Below are 17,793 nucleotides of genomic sequence, written 5' to 3' on the forward strand. Positions count from 1 at the left end.
ACGGCCGCCGACGGCGCCGGGTGCACGCCGGGGCGGCCCCGACCACGGCCGCCGACGGGGTCGGGTGTGTGCCGGGGTGTCCCCGCAGGGCGCCGAACGCAACCACCCCGCCACTGCGCGCTGCCCCGCCACGTTCGGCGCCCGAGGAGACACCCCGGCGCGCGCCCGGCCCCGTCGGCCCCACACCGCCGCCCCGCCGTCGGCCCCGCCCCGCCGCCGACCCCCGCAGAGCGACACGCAGCGACACGCCCGGCCCCGCCCGGACACCACCGGTAGGGTCCGGCGCGTGCCGAACCACGCCTCCCGCCGGAACCTGCTCGCCGCGGCCGTCGCGGTCGCCGCCACGGCCGCGGGTGCGGCCGCCACCGCCTCGGGCCCCGCACGCACCACCGACGACGCCCTCAACCCGGACGGTCCCCCCGGCCGCCACCCCGACCGGGCTCGGCTGCGCCGCGCCGTCGACCGCATGAGCCTCGCCGAGAAGGTCGGGCAGCTCTTCGTCTCCCGGGCGTACGGGCATTCCGCGACCGACCCCGACCCCGCGGACGCCGAGCAGAACCACGCGGCGTTCGGCGTGCGCACGGCCGCCGAACTGGTCTCCCGCTACCACCTCGGCGGGATCGTGTACTTCGCCTGGGCCCACAACACCCGCACCCCGCAGCAGATCGCGGCGCTCTCGGCCGGTCTGCAGCAGACCGCCCTCACCACCGGCGCCCGGATCCCGCTGCTGCTCTCCACCGACCAGGAGCACGGCGCCGTGGCCAGGATCGGCAGGCCCGCGACCCTGTTCCCGGGGGCCATGGCCCTCGGCGCCTCCGGTTCCGCCACCGACGCCCGGCGCGCCGCCCGGATCGCGGGCACGGAACTCGCGGCCATGGGCATCCGCCAGGACTACGCACCGGTGGCCGACGTCAACGTCAACCCGGCCAACCCGGTCATCGGCGTCCGCTCCTTCGGCTCCGACCCGCGCGCCGCAGCGGAGCTGGTCGCCGCCCAGGTACGCGGCTACCAGGGCGCCGGGGTGGCCGCCACGGCCAAGCACTTCCCCGGCCACGGGGACACCGAGACCGACAGCCACGTGGGCCTGCCGGTCATGCGGCACACCCGGGCCGCCTGGGAGGAGCTCGACGAGCCGCCCTTCCGGGCCGCGGTGGAGGCCGGGGTGGACGCGATCATGACGGCGCACATCGTCTTCCCCGCGCTCGACCCCTCGGGCGACCCGGCGACCCTCTCCCGGCCGATCGTCACCGGCATCCTGCGCGAACGCCTCGGCTTCCAGGGGGTGGTGGTCACCGACGCCCTGGACATGGCCGGGGTCCGGCAGAAGTACGGGGACGACCGCGTGCCCGTACTGGCCCTCCTGGCGGGCTGCGACCAGCTGCTGAACCCACCGGACCTGCCCCTGGCCCACCGCGGCGTGCTGGCGGCCGTCGCGTCGGGCGAGCTGACCGAGGAGCGCGTCGAGGAGTCGGTGCTGCGGATCCTGGAACTGAAGGCCCGCCGGGGCCTGTTCGACGAGGCGTACCCCTCCGCCTCGACGGTGGGCGCGGTCGTCGGCGCACGTGAACACCTGGACGCCGCCGACCGGATCGCGGCCGCGACCACGACCCTGCTGGCCGATCCCGGCAAGCTGCTGCCGATCGACGCCAAGGCCGCGCCCCGGCTGCTGGTCACCGGGACGGACCCGGTCTCCCCCAGCGGGACGACCGGCCCGCCCACCGTCGTACTGGCCCGGGAGCTGACCACGCTGGGCTGCCGGGCCACGGCGGTGCCGCCCTCGCGCGCGGTGGCCGCGGCGCCCGGGCACGCGGCGGTGCTGGTGTGCACGTACAACGTCCCGGAGGGGGACGGCCCGCAGCGCACCCTGGTGACGGAGCTGATCGCCACCGGTGTTCCGGTGGTCCTGGTGGCGCTCCGCAACCCCTACGACCCGGCCCGGCTGCCGGCCTGCGCCGCGGAGCTGGCGACGTACTCCTGGGGGGACGCGGAGATGCGGGCGGCGGCCCGTGTCCTGACGGGGGCGGCGCGGCCCTCGGGCCGTCTGCCCGTCCCGGTCCCGGGCCGCTACCCGCTGGGCCACGGGCTCTCCTACGGCTCCTGAGACCGGCCGCCGGTACGACGGAGGGCGTGCCCGCACCGAACGCGGGCACGCCCTCACCCCAAGGGGGTTACGGCCTTACGGGCGCAGCTGCGGCTCACGGTCCAGGTCGCGCCGGTCGAGCTCGGCGTCCGGGGCCGCCAGCGGCGCCGCCCGGCCGGTGTCGGCGAGGGTGGCCGCCGGGGCCACGCCGGCCCACTGGAGGATCTTGGCGGTCGCGAGGGCCTTCTCGCCGTCGAGGAGCTTGGCGACGTTCGCCCCGTGGTTGGCGCCCGGCGCGGTCATCACGTAGCTGTCGCGCGCCGTGTACCCGATGCGGAACGGCTCGGCGCCCCACGGGTCGTTCTGGCCGTACACGAACAGCATCTGGTTCGCGTTGTCGCGCACCCACCTGTCGATGTCCGCCATGGCTCCGGGCTGGAAGGTCATGGGGATGTCGCGGGGCACGAAGTTGCGCGGCGGCTGGTAGCCGTAGCGGCTCAGGTTGCCCAGGTGCGGCTGCTTGATGTCCGGGGAGCCGAGCTGGGTGCCCGCCTGGTAGTAGTACGGCGTGTACGTCTGCAGGCCCTGGTCGGCGTAGGCGGAGAAGCCGGAGATCGCGTCGATCGAGTCCCAGATCTCCTGGTCGGTGGCGGTGGCGGCGGCCGGGATCGAGGCGCAGTCGGCCAGCAGGCTGTACTGCCAGAAGGCCCAGACGTAGTCGAGGACGACGGCCTCGTAGGCCTTGTCGAGGCTGCCGACGGTGGTGAAGGTCCAGCCGTTCTCGGCGGCGGCCGCCGCGTACTTGGCCTCCAGCGGCTCGCGGCGCACCAGCGCCTCGCGCTGCACGGCGTTCAGCCTGTCGCGGCACTCCTTGGTGCCGACCTTGGCGAAGAACCGGTCGTAGGCCGAGTCCTCCTTGTCGGCGACGTCGTTGGGCGCGACGTACGCGACGACGCCGTCCATGTCGCGCGGGTAGAAGCGCTCGTAGTACGTCGCCGTCATGCCGCCCTTGCTGCCGCCCGTGGCCAGCCAGTTCTTCTTGTAGATCTTCTTCAGGGCGGTGAAGATGCGGTGCTGGTCACTGGCCGCCTGCCAGATGTCCAGGTTGGCCCAGTTGGCCGGGTCGGGCCGGGAAGGCGTGAAGAATCGATACTCCATGGACACCTGGTTGCCGTCGATGATGGTCGTCGGCTCACTGCGGCGCGGGTTGGTGTTGACGTTGTAGCCGGAGGTGAAGAACACCGACGGCCGCGAGACGTCCTTGTGCAACAGGGTCAGGCGCTGCTTGAAGGTGCCCTTCCACGGCTGCCGGTGGTCGACCGGCTGCTCGTAGTTCAGCACGAAGAATCGGTAGCCGGGGTACGGCTTCTCCTCGATCAGGCTCATCCCGGGAATGCCGAGGATCTGGTCCTTGATGTCCGCGGCCGCCGTCGGCTCCGCGGCGGTGGCCGCATGTGCCGTGGAGCCGGCCGCCCCCATGGTGCCGATGAGCACCACGAGCGACAGCAGCCATCCGAGCGTCTTGCGCATTCGCCCTCCCCTTGAGTTCACTTCGGTCGCCGTGAACCTAGCCGGGGCAACACGCCACTGAACAGACCCAGTTGGGACTGTCCCTCAGCAAAGGATCCAGCCGGAGTCGGCCGAACCGCCTCCCACGCTCCCCTTTACATACACACAGCGGCTGATCGCCCCGACGGTGACGGGCCCGGCGTATCGGGTGAATCGCCCGGCGTCGAGTACCGGTGCGCCACCGCGCGGCTGGATGCTCACTGCCATCCGCCGCCGCTCGCCCGCGGTCCGGGCCACGGCCATGGCGCAGGCCCGGGTGCGGCTCTTGTAGACCCGCAGCTCACCCGCTTCGAACGGCACCGTCCGCGCCAGCCGGCCCGTACAGCCCCCGCCCCCGCCCGCGGCCTGGACGGGCGGCCCGGCGAAGAGGCCACCGACAGAGAGCCACAGGGCTCCTGTGAGCGCTCCCAGAGTTGCGGCCCGGCGGCCCGGCCCACCCCGCCCCTTCACCATCCGGTCCCCCCGATCGATCGTGCGCACGGACGATGTGCGCACGCACGTACGACGCCCGGACGCCCTGAAAGGTTGCCGTCCGCAAGCACCCGGCCACCCCCGCCGCGAACGCGCCTCCCTCGTACGGGTGGATCCGCAACTCCCCGCCGGGGAGACGGGAGTTCACGGCCGGCCGGAAGATCACGCCGGGTGATCTCAAGTCCGCACGACGTAGCCGCGGATGCGGCTTGCCGCAGACGCAGCGGGTTCCACCGGGCGCAGGAGGCCTTCGACACGAACCTGGGCCCCGCCCACACCGAGGCGCTGTTCCGGCGGATCGACGCGGACGGGGACGGCTCACCGACGGTGGACGAACTCCTCGGCGCGGTACGCGAGTACTACACCGGTACCGACGAGGACGCCCCGGGGAACCTGCTGTTCGGCGCGTTCTGACCCCGGGGCCCGGGTGGCGGCGGCTCTCCTCCCGCTCAGGCCGCGGCGCGCTCGTCCTCCCCGACGAAGGTGCGCCACAGCTCCGCGTACCGGCCGTCGCGCGCCAGGAGTTCGGCGTGGGAGCCGTCCTCGACGACGCGGCCGCGGTCCATGACCACGACCCGGTCGGCGCGCGCGGCGGTGGTCAGCCGGTGCGCCACCACCAGCGTCGTGCGCTTGCCGGAGAGCCGGTCCGTCGCCTGGTTGACCTGGGCCTCGGTGGCCAGGTCCAGGGCGGCGGTGGCCTCGTCGAGGAGCAGCACGTCCGGGTCGACGAGCTCGGCGCGGGCCAGCGCGATCAGCTGGCGCTGGCCCGCGGAGAGGTTGCGGCCGCGCTCGGCGACGGTGTGCAGGTAGCCGCCGTCGAGGGTGGCGATCATGGCGTGGGCGCCGACCGCGCGGGCGGCGGCCTCCACCTCGGCATCGCTCGCCTCCGGCCGCCCGTAGGCGATGGCGTCCCGGACGGTCCCCGGGAAGAGGTACGACTCCTGAGGGACCACGCCCAGCCGGTGGCGGTACGCCGTCAGGTCGAGCTCCCGCAGGTCGGTGCCGTCGGCGGTGATGCGGCCGGAGGTCGGATCGTAGAACCGGGCCACCATCTTGACCAGGGTGGACTTCCCGGCTCCGGTCTCGCCGACGAAGGCGACGGTCTGACCGGCGGGTATGCGCAGGCTGATGCCCGCCAGAGCCTCGCCCTTCTCACCGCGTTCGGCGGCCGTCCCGTACTGGAAGCGGACGTCCTCGAAGGCGATCTCGCCGCGCAGCTCCGGCAGCTCGCGCGGGGCCTCGGGCCGCGGGGTGGTGGTGGGCTCGCGCAGCAGGTCCTGGATGCGGCCGAGGGAGACGGTGGCCTGCTGGTAGCCGTCGAAGACCTGGGAGAGCTGCTGGACCGGGGCGAAGAACAGGTCGATGTACAGCAGGTAGGCGACCAGCGCGCCGGTGGTGAGCGTCCCGGCCTCCACCCGGCCCGCGCCGACGATCAGCACGGCGGCCGCGGCCGCCGAGGACAGCAGCTGGACGAACGGGAAGTAGACCGATATCAGCCACTGGCCGCGGACCCGGGCCTCGCGGTAGGAGTCGCTGCGTTCGGCGAAGCGGGTGGCGCCGGAGCCCTCGCGGCGGAAGGCCTGGACGATACGCAGACCGGAGACGGACTCCTGGAGGTCGGCGTTGACCAGGCTGACCCGGTCGCGGGCGAGCTCGTAGGCGGCGACGGACCTGCGGCGGAACACGATCGTCCCGATGACCAGGACGGGCAGGGTCGCGAAGACGATCAGTGCGAGTTCGACGTCGAGGACGAGCAGGGCGACGAGGATCCCGAAGAAGGTGAAGACGGAGACGACGGCCGTGACCAGTCCGGTCTGCAGGAACGTGGACAGCGAGTCCACGTCCGTGGTCATCCGGGTCATGATCTTGCCGGTGAGTTCGCGCTCGTAGTAGTCGAGGCCGAGCCGCTGGAGCTGGGCGAAGATCTTGACGCGGAGGGAGTACAGGACGCGCTCGCCGGTGCGGCCCGTCATCCGGGTCTCGGCGAACTGCGCGGCCCACTGGGCGACGACGACGGCGAGGGCGAGCCCGGCGGCCGCCCAGACGGCGCCGAGCACGGCCTGCTCCACACCCTGGTCGATGCCGTGGCGGATCAGGACCGGCAGCAGCAGTCCGGCGCCCGCGTCCACGGCGACGAGGGCGAGACAGAGGGCGAGCGGCGCCCAGAAGCCCTTGAGGAGGCGGCGCAGCCCGTAGCTGTCCTCGGCGGCCGCGGCGCGCGCCTCGTCCACGTCGGGCCGGTCGTCGGCGGGCGGCAGCGCGGCCACCTGCGCGAGGAGTTCGGGGGTGGCGGGCGTCCCGGCCACCGCGCCGGCCATGGAGTGGCCGGCGCCGGGCGCCCCCGCGCCGGCGGCGGGAGCCGTCGCGGGGGCCCCGTCGGGCTCCTCGCGGCGGCGCCACAGCTCGGGGGTGATCCCGGCGGGGACCCTGCGCTTGGCGTTGACGGGCTCGGAGTCGATCTCGGCTTCCAGCTCGATGTCGCGTTCGAGGTCGCGGTCGAGCTCGCTCTCGAACTCCGCCATCGCGAGGGCGTCCGGAGTCCGCGGCGAGCCGGCGCCGAGCGCGTCGGGGTCGGTCAGCAGCCTGCGGTAGAGCGGCGAGCGCTTCTGAAGCTCCTCGTGCGTCCCGATCTCGGCGAGCCGCCCGCGGTCGAGGACGGCGATCCGGTCGGCCAGCGCGAGCGTGGAGCGGCGGTGGGCGATCAGCACGGTGGTCCGGCCGGCCATGACGGTGCGCAGGGCCTCGTGGATCTCGTGCTCGACGCGGGCGTCCACGGCGGAGGTGGCGTCGTCGAGGAGCAGCAGCCGGGGATCGGTGAGGATCGCGCGCGCCAGGGCGATGCGCTGGCGCTGGCCGCCGGAGAGGGTCAGGCCCTGCTCTCCGACCTTGGTGTCGTACCCGGCGGGCAGGGCCCGGACGAACCCGTCGGCCTGGGCGGCGCGGGCGGCGGCCTCGATCTGCTCGTCGGTGGCGCCGGGGTGGCCGTAGGCGATGTTGGCGCGGATGGTGTCGGAGAAGAGGAAGGAGTCCTCGGGGACGAGTCCGATCGCACCACGCAGGGACGCGTAGGTCAGCTCGCGGACGTCGTGGCCGCCGATGCGGACGGTGCCGCCGTCGGCGTCGTAGAAGCGCGGCATGAGGAGCGAGACGGTGGACTTCCCGCTGCCGGAGGCGCCGACGACGGCAACGGTCTCGCCCTCCGCCACGGACAGCGAGAACCCGTCGAGGACGGGCCGCTCGGGGTCGTAGCCGAAGCGGACGTCCTCGAACTCGACCGTGGCGGGTGCGTCGGCGGGCAGTTCGTGCGCGCCCTCGCGGATCGCGGGCTCGGTGTCGATGAGCTCGAAGACCCGCTCCCCGCCGGCGCGGGCCTGCTGGGCGACGGTGAGGACCATGGCGAGCATGCGGACGGGGCCGACGAGCTGGGCGAGGTAGGTGGAGAAAGCGACGAAGGTGCCGAGGGTGACCCGCCCCTCGGTGGCCAGCCAACCGCCGAGCGCCAGCATGGCGACCTGGGCGAGCGCGGGCACGGCCTGCAGGGCGGGGGTGTAGCGGGAGTTGAGCCGGATGGCCCGCATCCGTCCGGCGAACAGCCCGCGTCCGGCGTCGCGGAGCTTGGCGGTCTCCTGCTCCTCCTGGCCGAAGCCCTTGACGACGCGTACGCCGGTCACGGCCCCGTCGACGACGCCCGCGACGGCGGCGGCCCGGCTCTGCGCGTACCAGGTGGCGGGGAAGAGCTTCTTGCGGCTGCGCTTGGCGATGAACCAGAGCGCGGGGGCCATCAGCAGGGCGACGACGGTCAGCAGCGGCGAGAGCCACAGCATGATCCCCAGGGATATCCCGAAGAGCAGGAAGTTCCCGATCGTCATCGGGAGCATGAAGAGCAGGCCCTGGATGAGCTGGAGGTCGGTGGTGGCACGTCCGACGACCTGGCCGGTGGACAGCTCGTCCTGGCGACGCCCGTCGAGGCGGGAGATGGTGTCGTACATGTCGGTGCGCAGGTCGTGCTGCACGTCGAGGGCGAGGCGTCCGCCGTAGTAGCGGCGTATGTAGGTGAGGACGTACACGAGCAGGGCGGCGGCTATGAGCAGCCCGGCCCAGGGTCCCATGGGCCTGGTGCGGTCCCCGATGACGTCGTCGATGATCACCTTGGTGACGAGCGGTACGAGTGCCATGACGGCCATGCCCGCCAGCGAGGAGCCGAGGGCGAGCAGCACGTTGGCCTTGTACCGCCACGTGTAGCCGGCCAGCCGCCTTGCCCAGCCCTGTTTCTCCCCCGCCGCTGTCTCTGCCGCCGCCACGTAGGCCTCCCCGTTCGGTCCTGTCCTGCCGGAAGCGGGAACGCCCCGACCGGCGGATTTCATCCCGCCGCAACAATTCGAACGTGTACGCCGGTGGCCTCCGGCGCACGCGGGGAGCCCCGCACTGTGCGCCGTCCGGGTCGTCCGCGCCCCGGCGGGGGCGCGGGCGGGCAGCGCGCGGCAGGGATCAGAGGTGGGTCGGGGCGAACATCCTGAGGGTGGCCGGGAGGACGAGGACCGAGGGGCCCGGGGTGGCGAGGGCCTTGCGGAGGTCGGCCGTCAGGGAGTCCGGGGTGGTCGTGGTGGCCGGGACGCCGAAGGACTCCGCGAGCGCGACGAAGTCGGGGCGGGTGAGTTCGGTGCCCGTGGTGCGTCCCTCGAAGGCGTCGGTCATGTACTCGCGCAGGATGCCGTAGCCGCCGTCGTCCACGATCAGCCAGGTGACGTCGAGGTCGTGCTGCCGGGCGGTGGCCAGCTCCGCGAGCGAGTACATCGCGCCGCCGTCCCCGGAGACGGCGAGGACGGGGGTGCCCGGCTCCGCGACGCAGGCGCCGAGGGCCGCCGGGAAGGCGTAGCCGAGGCCGCCGGCGCCCTGGGCCGAGTGCATCGTGTTGGGGTGCTTGGCGTCGAAGGCCGACCACGCCCAGTAGGACAGGATCGTCATGTCCCAGAAGGACGGGGAGCGGGGCGGCAGCGCGGACCGGATCGAGGCCAGGAGGGACTGCTCCAGGGCCAGGTCCTGGTCGGCGAGGCGGGCGGCGACGTCCTCCAGGACCATGCGGACCCGCTCGGGGGCGTGGTCGTCCTGCCGCTCGGTCACCGTCTCCAGCAGGGCCTGGAGGGCGAGGCGGGCGTCCGCGTGGATGCCCAGGGCGGGGTGGTTGGACTCCAGCTTGCCGAGGTCGGCCTCGATCTGGACGACCCGGCCCGTGGGGAAGAACGTGTGGTAGTTCGAGGAGAGTTCGCCGAGGCCCGAGCCGACGACGAGGAGCACGTCGGCGTCCTCCAGGAAGTCCGTCATGTGACGGTCCTCCAGCCAGGACTGCAGGGACAGCGGGTGCGTCCAGGGGAAGGCGCCCTTGCCGCCGAAGGTGGTGACCACGGGGGCGTTCAGGCGCTCCGCCAGCTGCCTGAGCTTGCCGGACGCGTCCGCGCGGACGACCCCGCCGCCGGCGATGATCACCGGCCGGGAGGCCCGTGACAGCCAGTGTGCCGCCACCGCCGTCAGCTCGGGGCGGGGGGCGAGCTGGTGCGGGGTCGCGTCCATGCCCGTGACCGGCGGGACGATCGTCTCCGACCGCAGGACGTCCTCCGGGATCTCCACCCAGACCGGGCCGTGCGGGGCCGTGAGCGCCGATTCCCAGGCCTCGGCGATCACCGAGGGGATCTGGGAGAGGGTGCGGGCCGCGTGGACCGACTTGACCACGTCCCGGAAGGACGCGGCCTGGTCGCGCAGCTCGTGCAGGTGGCCGCGCCGCCCTCCGCCGAGGCCCGCGACGGGGACCTGGGAGGAGATGGCGAGGACGGGGGCCGAGGCCGCCGCCGCCTCGGCCAGGGCCGGCAGGGCGGTGAGCGCGCCGGGGCCGGTGGACAGCAGCAGGGGCGCGGCCTCACCGGTGACACGGCCGTACGCGTCCGCCGCGAAGCCCGCGTTGTTCTCCACCCGGAGGGTGACCAGCCGCAGGTCGGAGCGTCCCACCGCGTCGAAGAGGCCGAGGGCGTGCTGCCCCGGCAGTCCGAACACGGTGGTGGCGCCCAGCGACCGCAGCGTCTCCACGACCAGGTCCCCGCCCGTCCGCCCCGGCGGCGCGGCCAGGGCGGCGGCCGTCTGGGCCTCGGTGGGACGGAGTACCAGGTCGTGGTCGTGCGTCACGGGGGTGCGGTGCCCTTCTTACTTCGCCTTCGCCGCCGCGATCTGGCGGCTCATGATCGTGGTGAGCTCGTACGCGGTGTGCGAGGCCGCGACCGAGGTGATCTCCGCGTGATCGTACGCCGGGGCCACCTCGACCACATCGGCGGAAACGAGGTTGCAGGAGGACAGACCGCGGATGATCTCCAGGAGCTCGCGGGAGGTCATGCCGCCCGCCTCGGGGGTGCCGGTGCCCGGCGCGTGCGCCGGGTCCAGGACGTCGATGTCGATGGAGATGTAGAGCGGGCGGTCGCCGATGCGCTGGCGCAGCTGGTCGGCGACCTCGTCGGCGCCGCGGCGGTAGACGTCCGCCGAGGTGACGATGCCGAAGCCCATCTTCGCGTCGTCGTCGAGGTCCTGCTTGCCGTACAGCGGGCCGCGGGTGCCGACGTGGGAGAGGGCCTCGGTGTCGAGGATGCCCTCCTCCACAGCGCGGCGGAACGGGGTGCCGTGGGTGTACTCGGCGCCGAAGTAGGTGTCCCAGGTGTCCAGGTGCGCGTCGAAGTGCAGCAGGGCGACCGGGCCGTGCTTCTTGGCGACGGAGCGCAGCAGCGGAAGGGCGATGGTGTGGTCGCCGCCGAGGGTCATCAGGCGGGAGCCGCCCGCGAGGAGCTCGTCCGCCGCGGCCTCGACCGTCTCGACGGCCTCGTTGATGTTGAAGGGGTTCACCGCGATGTCACCGGCGTCCGCGACCTGCGCGAGGGCGAAGGGGGAGGCGTCCTGCGCCGGGTTGTAGGGCCGCAGCAGGCGGGAGGCCTCGCGGATGGCGTTGCCGCCGAAGCGGGCGCCGGGGCGGTAGGAGACGCCGGAGTCGAAGGGCACGCCGACGACGGCGACATCGGCGGAGCCGACCTCGTCGAGGCGGGGCAGCCGGGCGAAGGTCGCCGGGCCCGCGTAGCGCGGGATGCGGGAGGAGTCGACGGGTCCGCGCGGCTGCGTGCTCATGGCTGTGCCTCTTTCTCTGGCCTGACGTGTGCGGTACTTCGAGCGTAAGCGGGCCGCACGAGGGTGGGGAGTGTACGTTTCATCCATATGGCCCCACCGATATGTATGGAGTATCCATGTCCGCCGCTCCCCACGATCCGGAGTACGGCAACGGACCGGCCGGGGAGCCGCTCACCCCGCCGGTGCTCCTCGCCTCACTGCTCGCCGACCGGGAGCTCGGCCTGCGCCACCTCGCCGGGCCGGCCGCCGCCGGGGTGCACGGCGTGCACGCCTCCGAGATGCCCGACCCCTCCCCCTACCTGCTCGGCGGCGAGCTGCTGCTGACCGCCGGGGCGGGCCCCGCCGAGGACCCCGACGGGTACGTGGCCCGGCTGGCCGGGGCGGGGGCGGCCGCCCTGGGCTTCGGCGTGGCTCCGGTGCACGAGGAGGTACCGGCAGCTCTGGCGGAGGCCTGCGCCCGGCACGGGCTGCCCCTGCTGGAGGTGCCGCCGCGGACCCCGTTCTCGGCGGTCGCCCGCGCGGTGGGGCGGCTGACGGCGGAGGCCCGCACCCGGGAGCTGCGCCGGACCACGGAGGCCCAGCAGGCCCTGGCGGCGGCCGCGGCCCGGCCCGATCCGGTCCCGGCGGTGCTGGCCCGGCTCGCCGCGAGCCTGGGCGGGTCGGCCGCCCTGTGGCCGGGCGGCCGGACGGCGGGCCCGGAGCTGCCCGCGCCGGCCCGGGAGGCACTGTCCGCGCTGCTGGCCCGGGTCGGCCGCGAGGGCGGGCCCGCCACGGCCACGGACCGGGCGGGCGGACACCACCTGACCGCCTACGCCCTGGCCGGGCGGGCCGCGCTGGGCACCGCGACCCCGGCCCGGGCGCCCGGCGACCACACCGTGGCCTCGGTCGCCGCCGTACTGCTGACCCTGCTCACCGCCGAGCGGCCCGCCGGGACCGAGGCCGCGGCCCTGACCCGGCTGCTGCTCGACGGGGATCCCGCCGCGGCCCTGACGGCCGGGCCCTGGTACGCCGTCCACGCCCGCGGCGGCGGCGACCCGCGGGCCCTCGCCGACGCGCTGGGCACCGTACTGCTGGACCCGCGCGGGTCGGTCGTACGGCTGCTGGCCGACCGGGAGCCCGGCGCGCAGCCCGGCTGGCGGCTGGGGGTGAGCGCCCCGGCGGAGCCGGGCGCGGAGCCGGACGCCCTGGCGGCGGCCGACGCCCAGGCCGGGCGGGCGCTCCAGCGTGCGGAGGCGGCCCGTACCCCGCTGGCCCGGCACGCCGACGCGGGCTTCGCGGGCCTGGTCGGGGAGGCCGAGGCCCGCGCCCACGCCGAGGCCCTGCTCGGGCCGCTCTCCCCCGCGCTGCGCGAGACCCTGCGGGCCTGGCTGGCGCACCACGGCGGCTGGGACCGCACGGCGGCCGCCCTGGACGTGCACCGCAACACCGTGCGCCAGCGGGTGGCGCGCTGCGCGGCCTTGCTGGACCGGGACCTGGACGACCCGGACGTCCGGATGGAGCTGTGGTTCGCGCTCAGGGTCCTGTGAGGCGTTCGGGCCCCGCCGCCTCGGCTACCGCTCTGGACAATTGGTGCGGCCCCCGGAAAGGAGCCGCTACGTCCGGACCGTTCAGCGGTTGAAGGCGGGCAGTCCGAACCGCTGGACGACCGCGAGCCCGTCGCCCTTGGCGTCGGTGCTGTTGACGGAGTACACGAGGGTGCGGGACAGGTCGCGGGTCGCGGCGATCACCGTGTGGTATCCGGGCCGGGCGCCGGTCTTCCCCCAGACCTCCCTGCCGTTGATGGTGAACCGCTCCAGGCTCGCGCTGCGCGTGGCGCCGGGGACGTCCGGGACGGTGAACATCTCCTCCAGCTGCGGGGCGGGGACGACGCGGCCGCTGAAGAGGGCGGTGACGAACCGCTCCAGGTCGCGCGTGGTGGAGATCATGTCGCCCGCGGCGAAGCGGTCGGACATGTTCCACTCGGTGACGTCGACGGGCTTGCCGTCGATCAGCTGGTAGCCGCGGTGGTGGGCGCCCTGGATGCGGGGGTCGGTGCCGCGCGGGAAGGACGTGCCGGTCATGCCGAGCGGGCGGAAGATCCGGACCTCGGCCTGGTGGGCGTAGGAGTCGCCGGTGGCCTTCTCCACCAGCATGCCGAGGATCGTGTAGTTGATGTTGTTGTACTGCTGTCGGGTGCCCGGGTCGAACGCCGGGCCCTTGGCGGTGCCGGAGTCCACGGCCTGCCGCGGAGTGATCGTCTCGAAGCGGTGCGGGTACTCCTCCGCGACGGTGTCGCCGAAGCCGTCGCCGCCCTGGATGCCGCTGGTGAAGTTGAGCAGGTTGCGAACGGTGACGGGCTTGGCGAACGTCGCGGGCAGCAGCCCCGGCATCAGCTGCTGGACGGAGGCGTCCAGGTCGATCCGACCCTCGGCGGCGAGCTGGAGGACGAGCGCCGCGGTGACGACCTTCGTGGTGGAGCCGGCCCGGAAGCGGGCGTGCTCCAGGGCGGGGGCGCCGGTGCGCAGGTCGCGGACTCCGGCCGTGCCGGTCCAGCTGCCGTTCCCGCCGACGCGGACGAGGGCGGCCGTCGCGTCCCGGTCGGGCAGCCCGGCGAGAGCCGCGCGCAGCGCCGCGGTGTCGGGGCCCTGTGCGGCATGCGCAGCGGCCGGGGCGGGTGGGGCGGCGTGGGCGGCGGCGGCCAGGGGGCCGGCGGTGAGGCCGAGGAGCAGGGCGGCGGCGAGGGCGGTGCGGGTACGGCGGTTCATGCGGACTCCCGGTCGGTCGGCTCGGGGCGGTGCGGGACGGATCCCATCCTGGTGATCAGCGGCCGCCCGCCGGATCCTCCGCGGGCAGGAGCCGCCCCCTGCGGGTGCCGCCCGCCGATGTCAGGGGCGTTGGCAGGGGCGTCCCCGAGGCCGCCTCCGGTGCCGCCACCAGCGCGGGTGGCGCTTGTCATACCGTCTGCCGAGCTCTGGACAGGGTCGCCAACTCGCCGGTAACTTGCTATGAGCAAGCGCTTAGACATAGGCGGCGGACCGCCGCGACGAAGGGAGCCGGCCGTGCGCCGTACGGTGTTCAACGAGGACCACGAGGCGTTCCGCGAGACCATCCGGGCCTTCATCGAGGCCGAGGTCGTCCCCGTCTACGACGAGTGGTTCGCCGCGGGCCAGGCGCCGCGCGACTTCTACTACAAGCTCGGCGAGCTGGGCGTCTTCGGCATCAACGTGCCCGAGGAGTTCGGCGGCGCCGGCCTGGACACCCACAAGTTCGAGGCCGTCCTCTACGAGGAGACCTCCCGCGCCGGCGTGAACTTCGGCGGCTCCGGCGTGCACGTGCTACTCGCCCTCCCCTACATCAAGATGCTCGCGGACGACGAGCAGAAGAAGCGCTTCCTGCCGAAGTTCGTCTCCGGTGAGGAGATGTGGGCCCTCGCCATGACCGAGCCGGGCACCGGCTCCGACGTCGCGGGCATGAAGACCACCGCCAAGCTCTCCGAGGACGGCACCCACTACGTCCTCAACGGCTCCAAGACCTTCATCACCGGCGGCGTCCACGCCGACCGCGTGATCGTCTGCGCCCGCACCTCCGCCCCGAGCGCGGACGACCGCCGCTTCGGCATCTCCCTCTTCGCCGTGGACACCAAGTCCGAGGGCTACTCCATCGGCCGCAAGCTCGACAAGCTGGGCCTGAAGACCTCCGACACCGCCGAGCTGGCGTTCGTCGACGTCAAGGTTCCCGTCGAGGACCTGCTCGGCGAGGAGGGCAAGGGCTTCTACTACCTCGGCCACAACCTGGCGTCCGAGCGCTGGGGCATCGCCTTCGGCGCGTACGCCCAGGCCGCCGCGGCCGTCCGGTTCGCCCAGCAATACGTCACCGAGCGCACCGTCTTCGGCAAGCCCGTCGCGCACTTCCAGAACACCAAGTTCGAGCTGGCCGCCTGCCAGGCCGAGGTGGACGCCGCCCAGGCCGTCGCCGACCGCGCCCTGGAGGCCCTGGACGCGGGCGAGCTGACCCCGGCCGAGGCCGCCTCCGCGAAGCTCTTCTGCACCGAGGTCGCGCACCGCGTCATCGACCGCTGCCTCCAGCTGCACGGCGGCTACGGCTACATGAACGAGTACCCGATCGCCCGCCTGTACGCCGACAACCGCGTCAACCGCATCTACGGCGGCACCAGCGAGATCATGAAGTCGATCATCGCCAAGTCGATGGGTCTGTAAGTCCCGTTGAACGAGGCACTGACGGATCTCCTCGATCTGCTCGACCTGGAGCAGATCGAGGAGAACATCTTCCGCGGGACCAGCCGCACCTCCCTGGTGCCGCGCGTGTTCGGCGGCCAGGTGGCCGCGCAGGCCCTGGTCGCCGCCGGGCGCACGGTGCCCGCGGACCGTCTGCCGCACTCGCTGCACTCGTACTTCCTGCGGACCGGCGACTCCGGCGCGCCGATCGTCTACTCCGTGGACCGGATCCGCGACGGGCGCTCCTTCACCACCCGGCGCGTGGTCGCCGTCCAGCACGGGCAGCCGATCTTCCACCTCTCCGCGTCCTTCCAGACGTACGAGGAAGGGCTGGAGCACCAGGTCCCCATGCCGGCCGCCCCGGACCCCGAGTCCCTGCCGACGGCCGCCGAGGCGCTGCCCCCGTACCGCGAGATCTTCCGCGACCCGGGCACCGTCGAGCGGCTGCTGGAGGCGCGCGGCGCGGTGGACCTGCGGTACGCGACCACCCCGCCCTGGGGCACGGTCGGCGAACCGCTTCAGCCGCACTCGCAGGTCTGGTTCCGCACGCAGGGCAAGCTCGCGGACGACGACCCGCTGCTGCACACCTGCCTGGCCACCTACGTCTCGGACATGACCCTGCTCGACGCGGTCCTGCTCGCGCACGGGCGCGGCGGCTGGGCGGTGGGCGACGTGGTCGGCGCCTCCCTGGACCACGCCATGTGGTTCCACCGGCCCTTCCGCGCGGACGAATGGCTGCTGTACGACCAGGAGTCCCCCTCGGCCCACGGCGGCCGGGGCCTGGGCCAGGCCCGCATCTACACCCAGGACGGCCGCCTGGCGATCACGGTCATCCAGGAGGGCGTGGTCCGCATCCCGCGCACCTGATCCGCGGGACCCGATGGACGGATCGCCGTGACCTGCGCCACTTCACGCGAAGTGGATTGGACAGGGGGCGTCGAACCCCGGCAGCCTTTTGCGGTTGACCGAACCAGGGGATAGGCACGTAAGTGGACAACCGCACTTCTCGGTGGTCGGGGCGGTGGTCCCACGGCTCCGTTGCCGAACTGCTGACCGGCCGGAACAACAGCCTGGGCTTTATCCGGCTGCTTCTGGCGACGGCCGTTGTCGTCTCCCACGCGCGTGTGCTCGGTTTCGGAAAGACTGAATTCGGCCACTCCTTCACGCAAGGTCAAGCCGACCTCGGAAAGTGGTCGGTCTACGGGTTCTTCATCCTCTCGGGGATTCTCGTCACGCGCAGCGGCGTGCGCCTGGGGCTGGGGAGATTCCTGTGGCACCGGGCATTGCGCCTGCTGCCCGGGCTGTGGGTCTGCCTGTTCCTGACAGCATTCGCCGCCGCTCCGGTTCTGTACTGGAAACTTCACGGGACGCTGGACGGTTTCTGGGGCCACGCTTGGGGCCCGTTGGAATACCTGCGCTCGAACGGGGCGATCCAGCTCAACCAGAACGACGTCTCCAACGTGATGTCCGATGCCATGGCAAAGGGTGTCGCTCATGACCGGAGCATCGACGGGGCGTTGTGGTCCCTGTACTACGAAGTCCTCTGCTACGGCGGCGTGGCGCTGCTGGCCCTGACGGGCGTTCTCGCCCGTGCACGGCGCGCGGTGCTGCTGATCGCGGGCCTCCTGGGGTGGCTCGTCATCCGGCAGGCCGTCGGCGACCGCTTCTGGGCGGGCTCCTTCGACGCCACCTACTTCCACCCGGTCGACCTCCCCGTACTGGGCTTCACGAATCCGGTCCTCGTCATCTACCTCGGATTCGCCTTCGCGCTCGGAGCGGTCATCGAGCTGTACCGCGAGCGGATACCCGTCAGCGATGTGCTCGGGTTCGGCTCACTGCTGGTGCTGGCGCTCAGCGCGCACTACGGCTTCCTCTTCGTGGTCGGCCTGCCTGCCTTCGCCTACTTCCTGGTGTGGCTGGCGATCCGCCTCCCGGCCCCCTTCCGCCGCGTAGGCGCGCGCAACGACTACTCGTACGGGATCTACATCTACGGCTTCGTCGTCGAACAGGCGCTGGTGATCCTGGGCTTCGCCCGCTGGGGCCTGCTGCCCTACCTCGGCCTGAGCCTCGCGGTGACCGTCCTGCTGGCGATGGTCTCGTGGCACTGCGTGGAGAAGCCGGCGATGCGCCTGAAGGACCTGGGCGGAGGCCGGGGCACCGGCCGCGCAAGTCACTCGTCCTCGGCGCCGGGACCGGAAGTCCCGGCGGGTGAGCGGGATCCCGTCGGCGCGCGCTCCTAAGAAGGTGGAAAGGACCGAGGGGGTGAGATCCCTGTGGGATCTCACCCCCTCACCTGTTCACAGC

Annotated in this window: 11 protein-coding genes; 6 read left to right on the plus strand and 5 right to left on the minus strand. The window is 73.2% G+C overall.

The window, feature by feature from the left end:
• Window positions 1-286: 286 nt before the first annotated feature.
• On the plus strand, window positions 287-2,101 hold the full coding sequence (locus tag NRK68_RS12240) for a glycoside hydrolase family 3 protein (RefSeq protein ID WP_183065473.1): 1,815 nt from the start codon (window positions 287-289) through the stop codon (window positions 2,099-2,101).
• 75 nt (window positions 2,102-2,176) lie between these two features.
• On the opposite strand, the gene NRK68_RS12245 is transcribed toward NRK68_RS12240, so the two are convergent.
• Entirely contained in the window at window positions 2,177-3,610 is a 1,434-nt protein-coding gene (locus tag NRK68_RS12245; protein ID WP_257855772.1) for a serine protease, read from the minus strand.
• A gap of 681 nt (window positions 3,611-4,291) precedes the next feature.
• On the opposite strand from NRK68_RS12245, the gene NRK68_RS12255 reads away from it, so the two are divergent.
• Window positions 4,292-4,534 (plus strand): EF-hand domain-containing protein, encoded by a 243-nt coding sequence (locus tag NRK68_RS12255; protein WP_257855773.1) that lies wholly within the window; start codon window positions 4,292-4,294, stop codon window positions 4,532-4,534.
• Window positions 4,535-4,569: 35 nt separating this feature from the next.
• On the opposite strand, the gene NRK68_RS12260 is transcribed toward NRK68_RS12255, so the two are convergent.
• From NRK68_RS12260 to speB, 3 genes are all read right to left on the minus strand, one after another.
• Complete coding sequence (locus NRK68_RS12260; RefSeq protein ID WP_257855774.1) at window positions 4,570-8,421, minus strand: ABC transporter ATP-binding protein; 3,852 nt, start codon at window positions 8,419-8,421, stop codon at window positions 4,570-4,572.
• A 187-nt stretch (window positions 8,422-8,608) separates the two neighbouring features.
• Window positions 8,609-10,294 (minus strand): thiamine pyrophosphate-binding protein, encoded by a 1,686-nt coding sequence (locus tag NRK68_RS12265; RefSeq protein WP_257855775.1) that lies wholly within the window; start codon window positions 10,292-10,294, stop codon window positions 8,609-8,611.
• An 18-nt stretch (window positions 10,295-10,312) separates the two neighbouring features.
• Window positions 10,313-11,275 (minus strand): agmatinase, encoded by a 963-nt coding sequence (gene speB / locus NRK68_RS12270; protein WP_030032703.1) that lies wholly within the window; start codon window positions 11,273-11,275, stop codon window positions 10,313-10,315.
• Between the two features lie 116 nt (window positions 11,276-11,391).
• Here speB and NRK68_RS12275 point away from each other — a divergent pair, with 116 nt between their 5' ends.
• Window positions 11,392-12,801 carry a PucR family transcriptional regulator gene (locus NRK68_RS12275; RefSeq protein ID WP_257855776.1) on the plus strand — a complete coding sequence of 470 codons (1,410 nt, stop codon included), beginning with the start codon at window positions 11,392-11,394 and terminating at the stop codon, window positions 12,799-12,801.
• An 81-nt stretch (window positions 12,802-12,882) separates the two neighbouring features.
• On the opposite strand, the gene NRK68_RS12280 is transcribed toward NRK68_RS12275, so the two are convergent.
• Window positions 12,883-14,019, minus strand: coding sequence for a serine hydrolase domain-containing protein (locus NRK68_RS12280; RefSeq protein WP_257855777.1), 1,137 nt, complete (start codon window positions 14,017-14,019; stop codon window positions 12,883-12,885).
• A gap of 294 nt (window positions 14,020-14,313) precedes the next feature.
• Between NRK68_RS12280 and NRK68_RS12285 the strand changes: the two genes are divergently transcribed.
• The 3 genes from NRK68_RS12285 to NRK68_RS12295 all read left to right on the plus strand — a co-directional run bounded on the left by NRK68_RS12285 (window position 14,314) and on the right by NRK68_RS12295 (window position 17,729).
• Window positions 14,314-15,471: an acyl-CoA dehydrogenase family protein gene (locus NRK68_RS12285; protein ID WP_030655469.1), complete on the plus strand. Its 1,158-nt coding sequence runs from the start codon at window positions 14,314-14,316 to the stop codon at window positions 15,469-15,471.
• A 6-nt stretch (window positions 15,472-15,477) separates the two neighbouring features.
• The gene (gene tesB / locus NRK68_RS12290; protein WP_257855778.1) at window positions 15,478-16,356 is read left to right on the plus strand and encodes an acyl-CoA thioesterase II; all 879 of its coding nucleotides are present in this window, start codon (window positions 15,478-15,480) and stop codon (window positions 16,354-16,356) included.
• A gap of 122 nt (window positions 16,357-16,478) precedes the next feature.
• Complete coding sequence (locus tag NRK68_RS12295) at window positions 16,479-17,729, plus strand: acyltransferase family protein (RefSeq protein WP_257855779.1); 1,251 nt, start codon at window positions 16,479-16,481, stop codon at window positions 17,727-17,729.
• Window positions 17,730-17,793: the final 64 nt, after the last annotated feature.

Source organism: Streptomyces yangpuensis (genome assembly GCF_024666385.1).
Classification (GTDB): domain Bacteria; phylum Actinomycetota; class Actinomycetes; order Streptomycetales; family Streptomycetaceae; genus Streptomyces; species Streptomyces yangpuensis.

Coding starts and splice junctions, on each gene's coding strand:
- NRK68_RS12280 (WP_257855777.1), bottom strand. CDS start 14,019: ATGAACCGCCGTACCCGCACCGCCCTCGCCGCCGCCCTGCTCCTCGGC.
- NRK68_RS12275 (WP_257855776.1), top strand. CDS start 11,392: ATGTCCGCCGCTCCCCACGATCCGGAGTACGGCAACGGACCGGCCGGG.
- NRK68_RS12245 (WP_257855772.1), bottom strand. CDS start 3,610: ATGCGCAAGACGCTCGGATGGCTGCTGTCGCTCGTGGTGCTCATCGGC.
- speB (WP_030032703.1), bottom strand. CDS start 11,275: ATGAGCACGCAGCCGCGCGGACCCGTCGACTCCTCCCGCATCCCGCGC.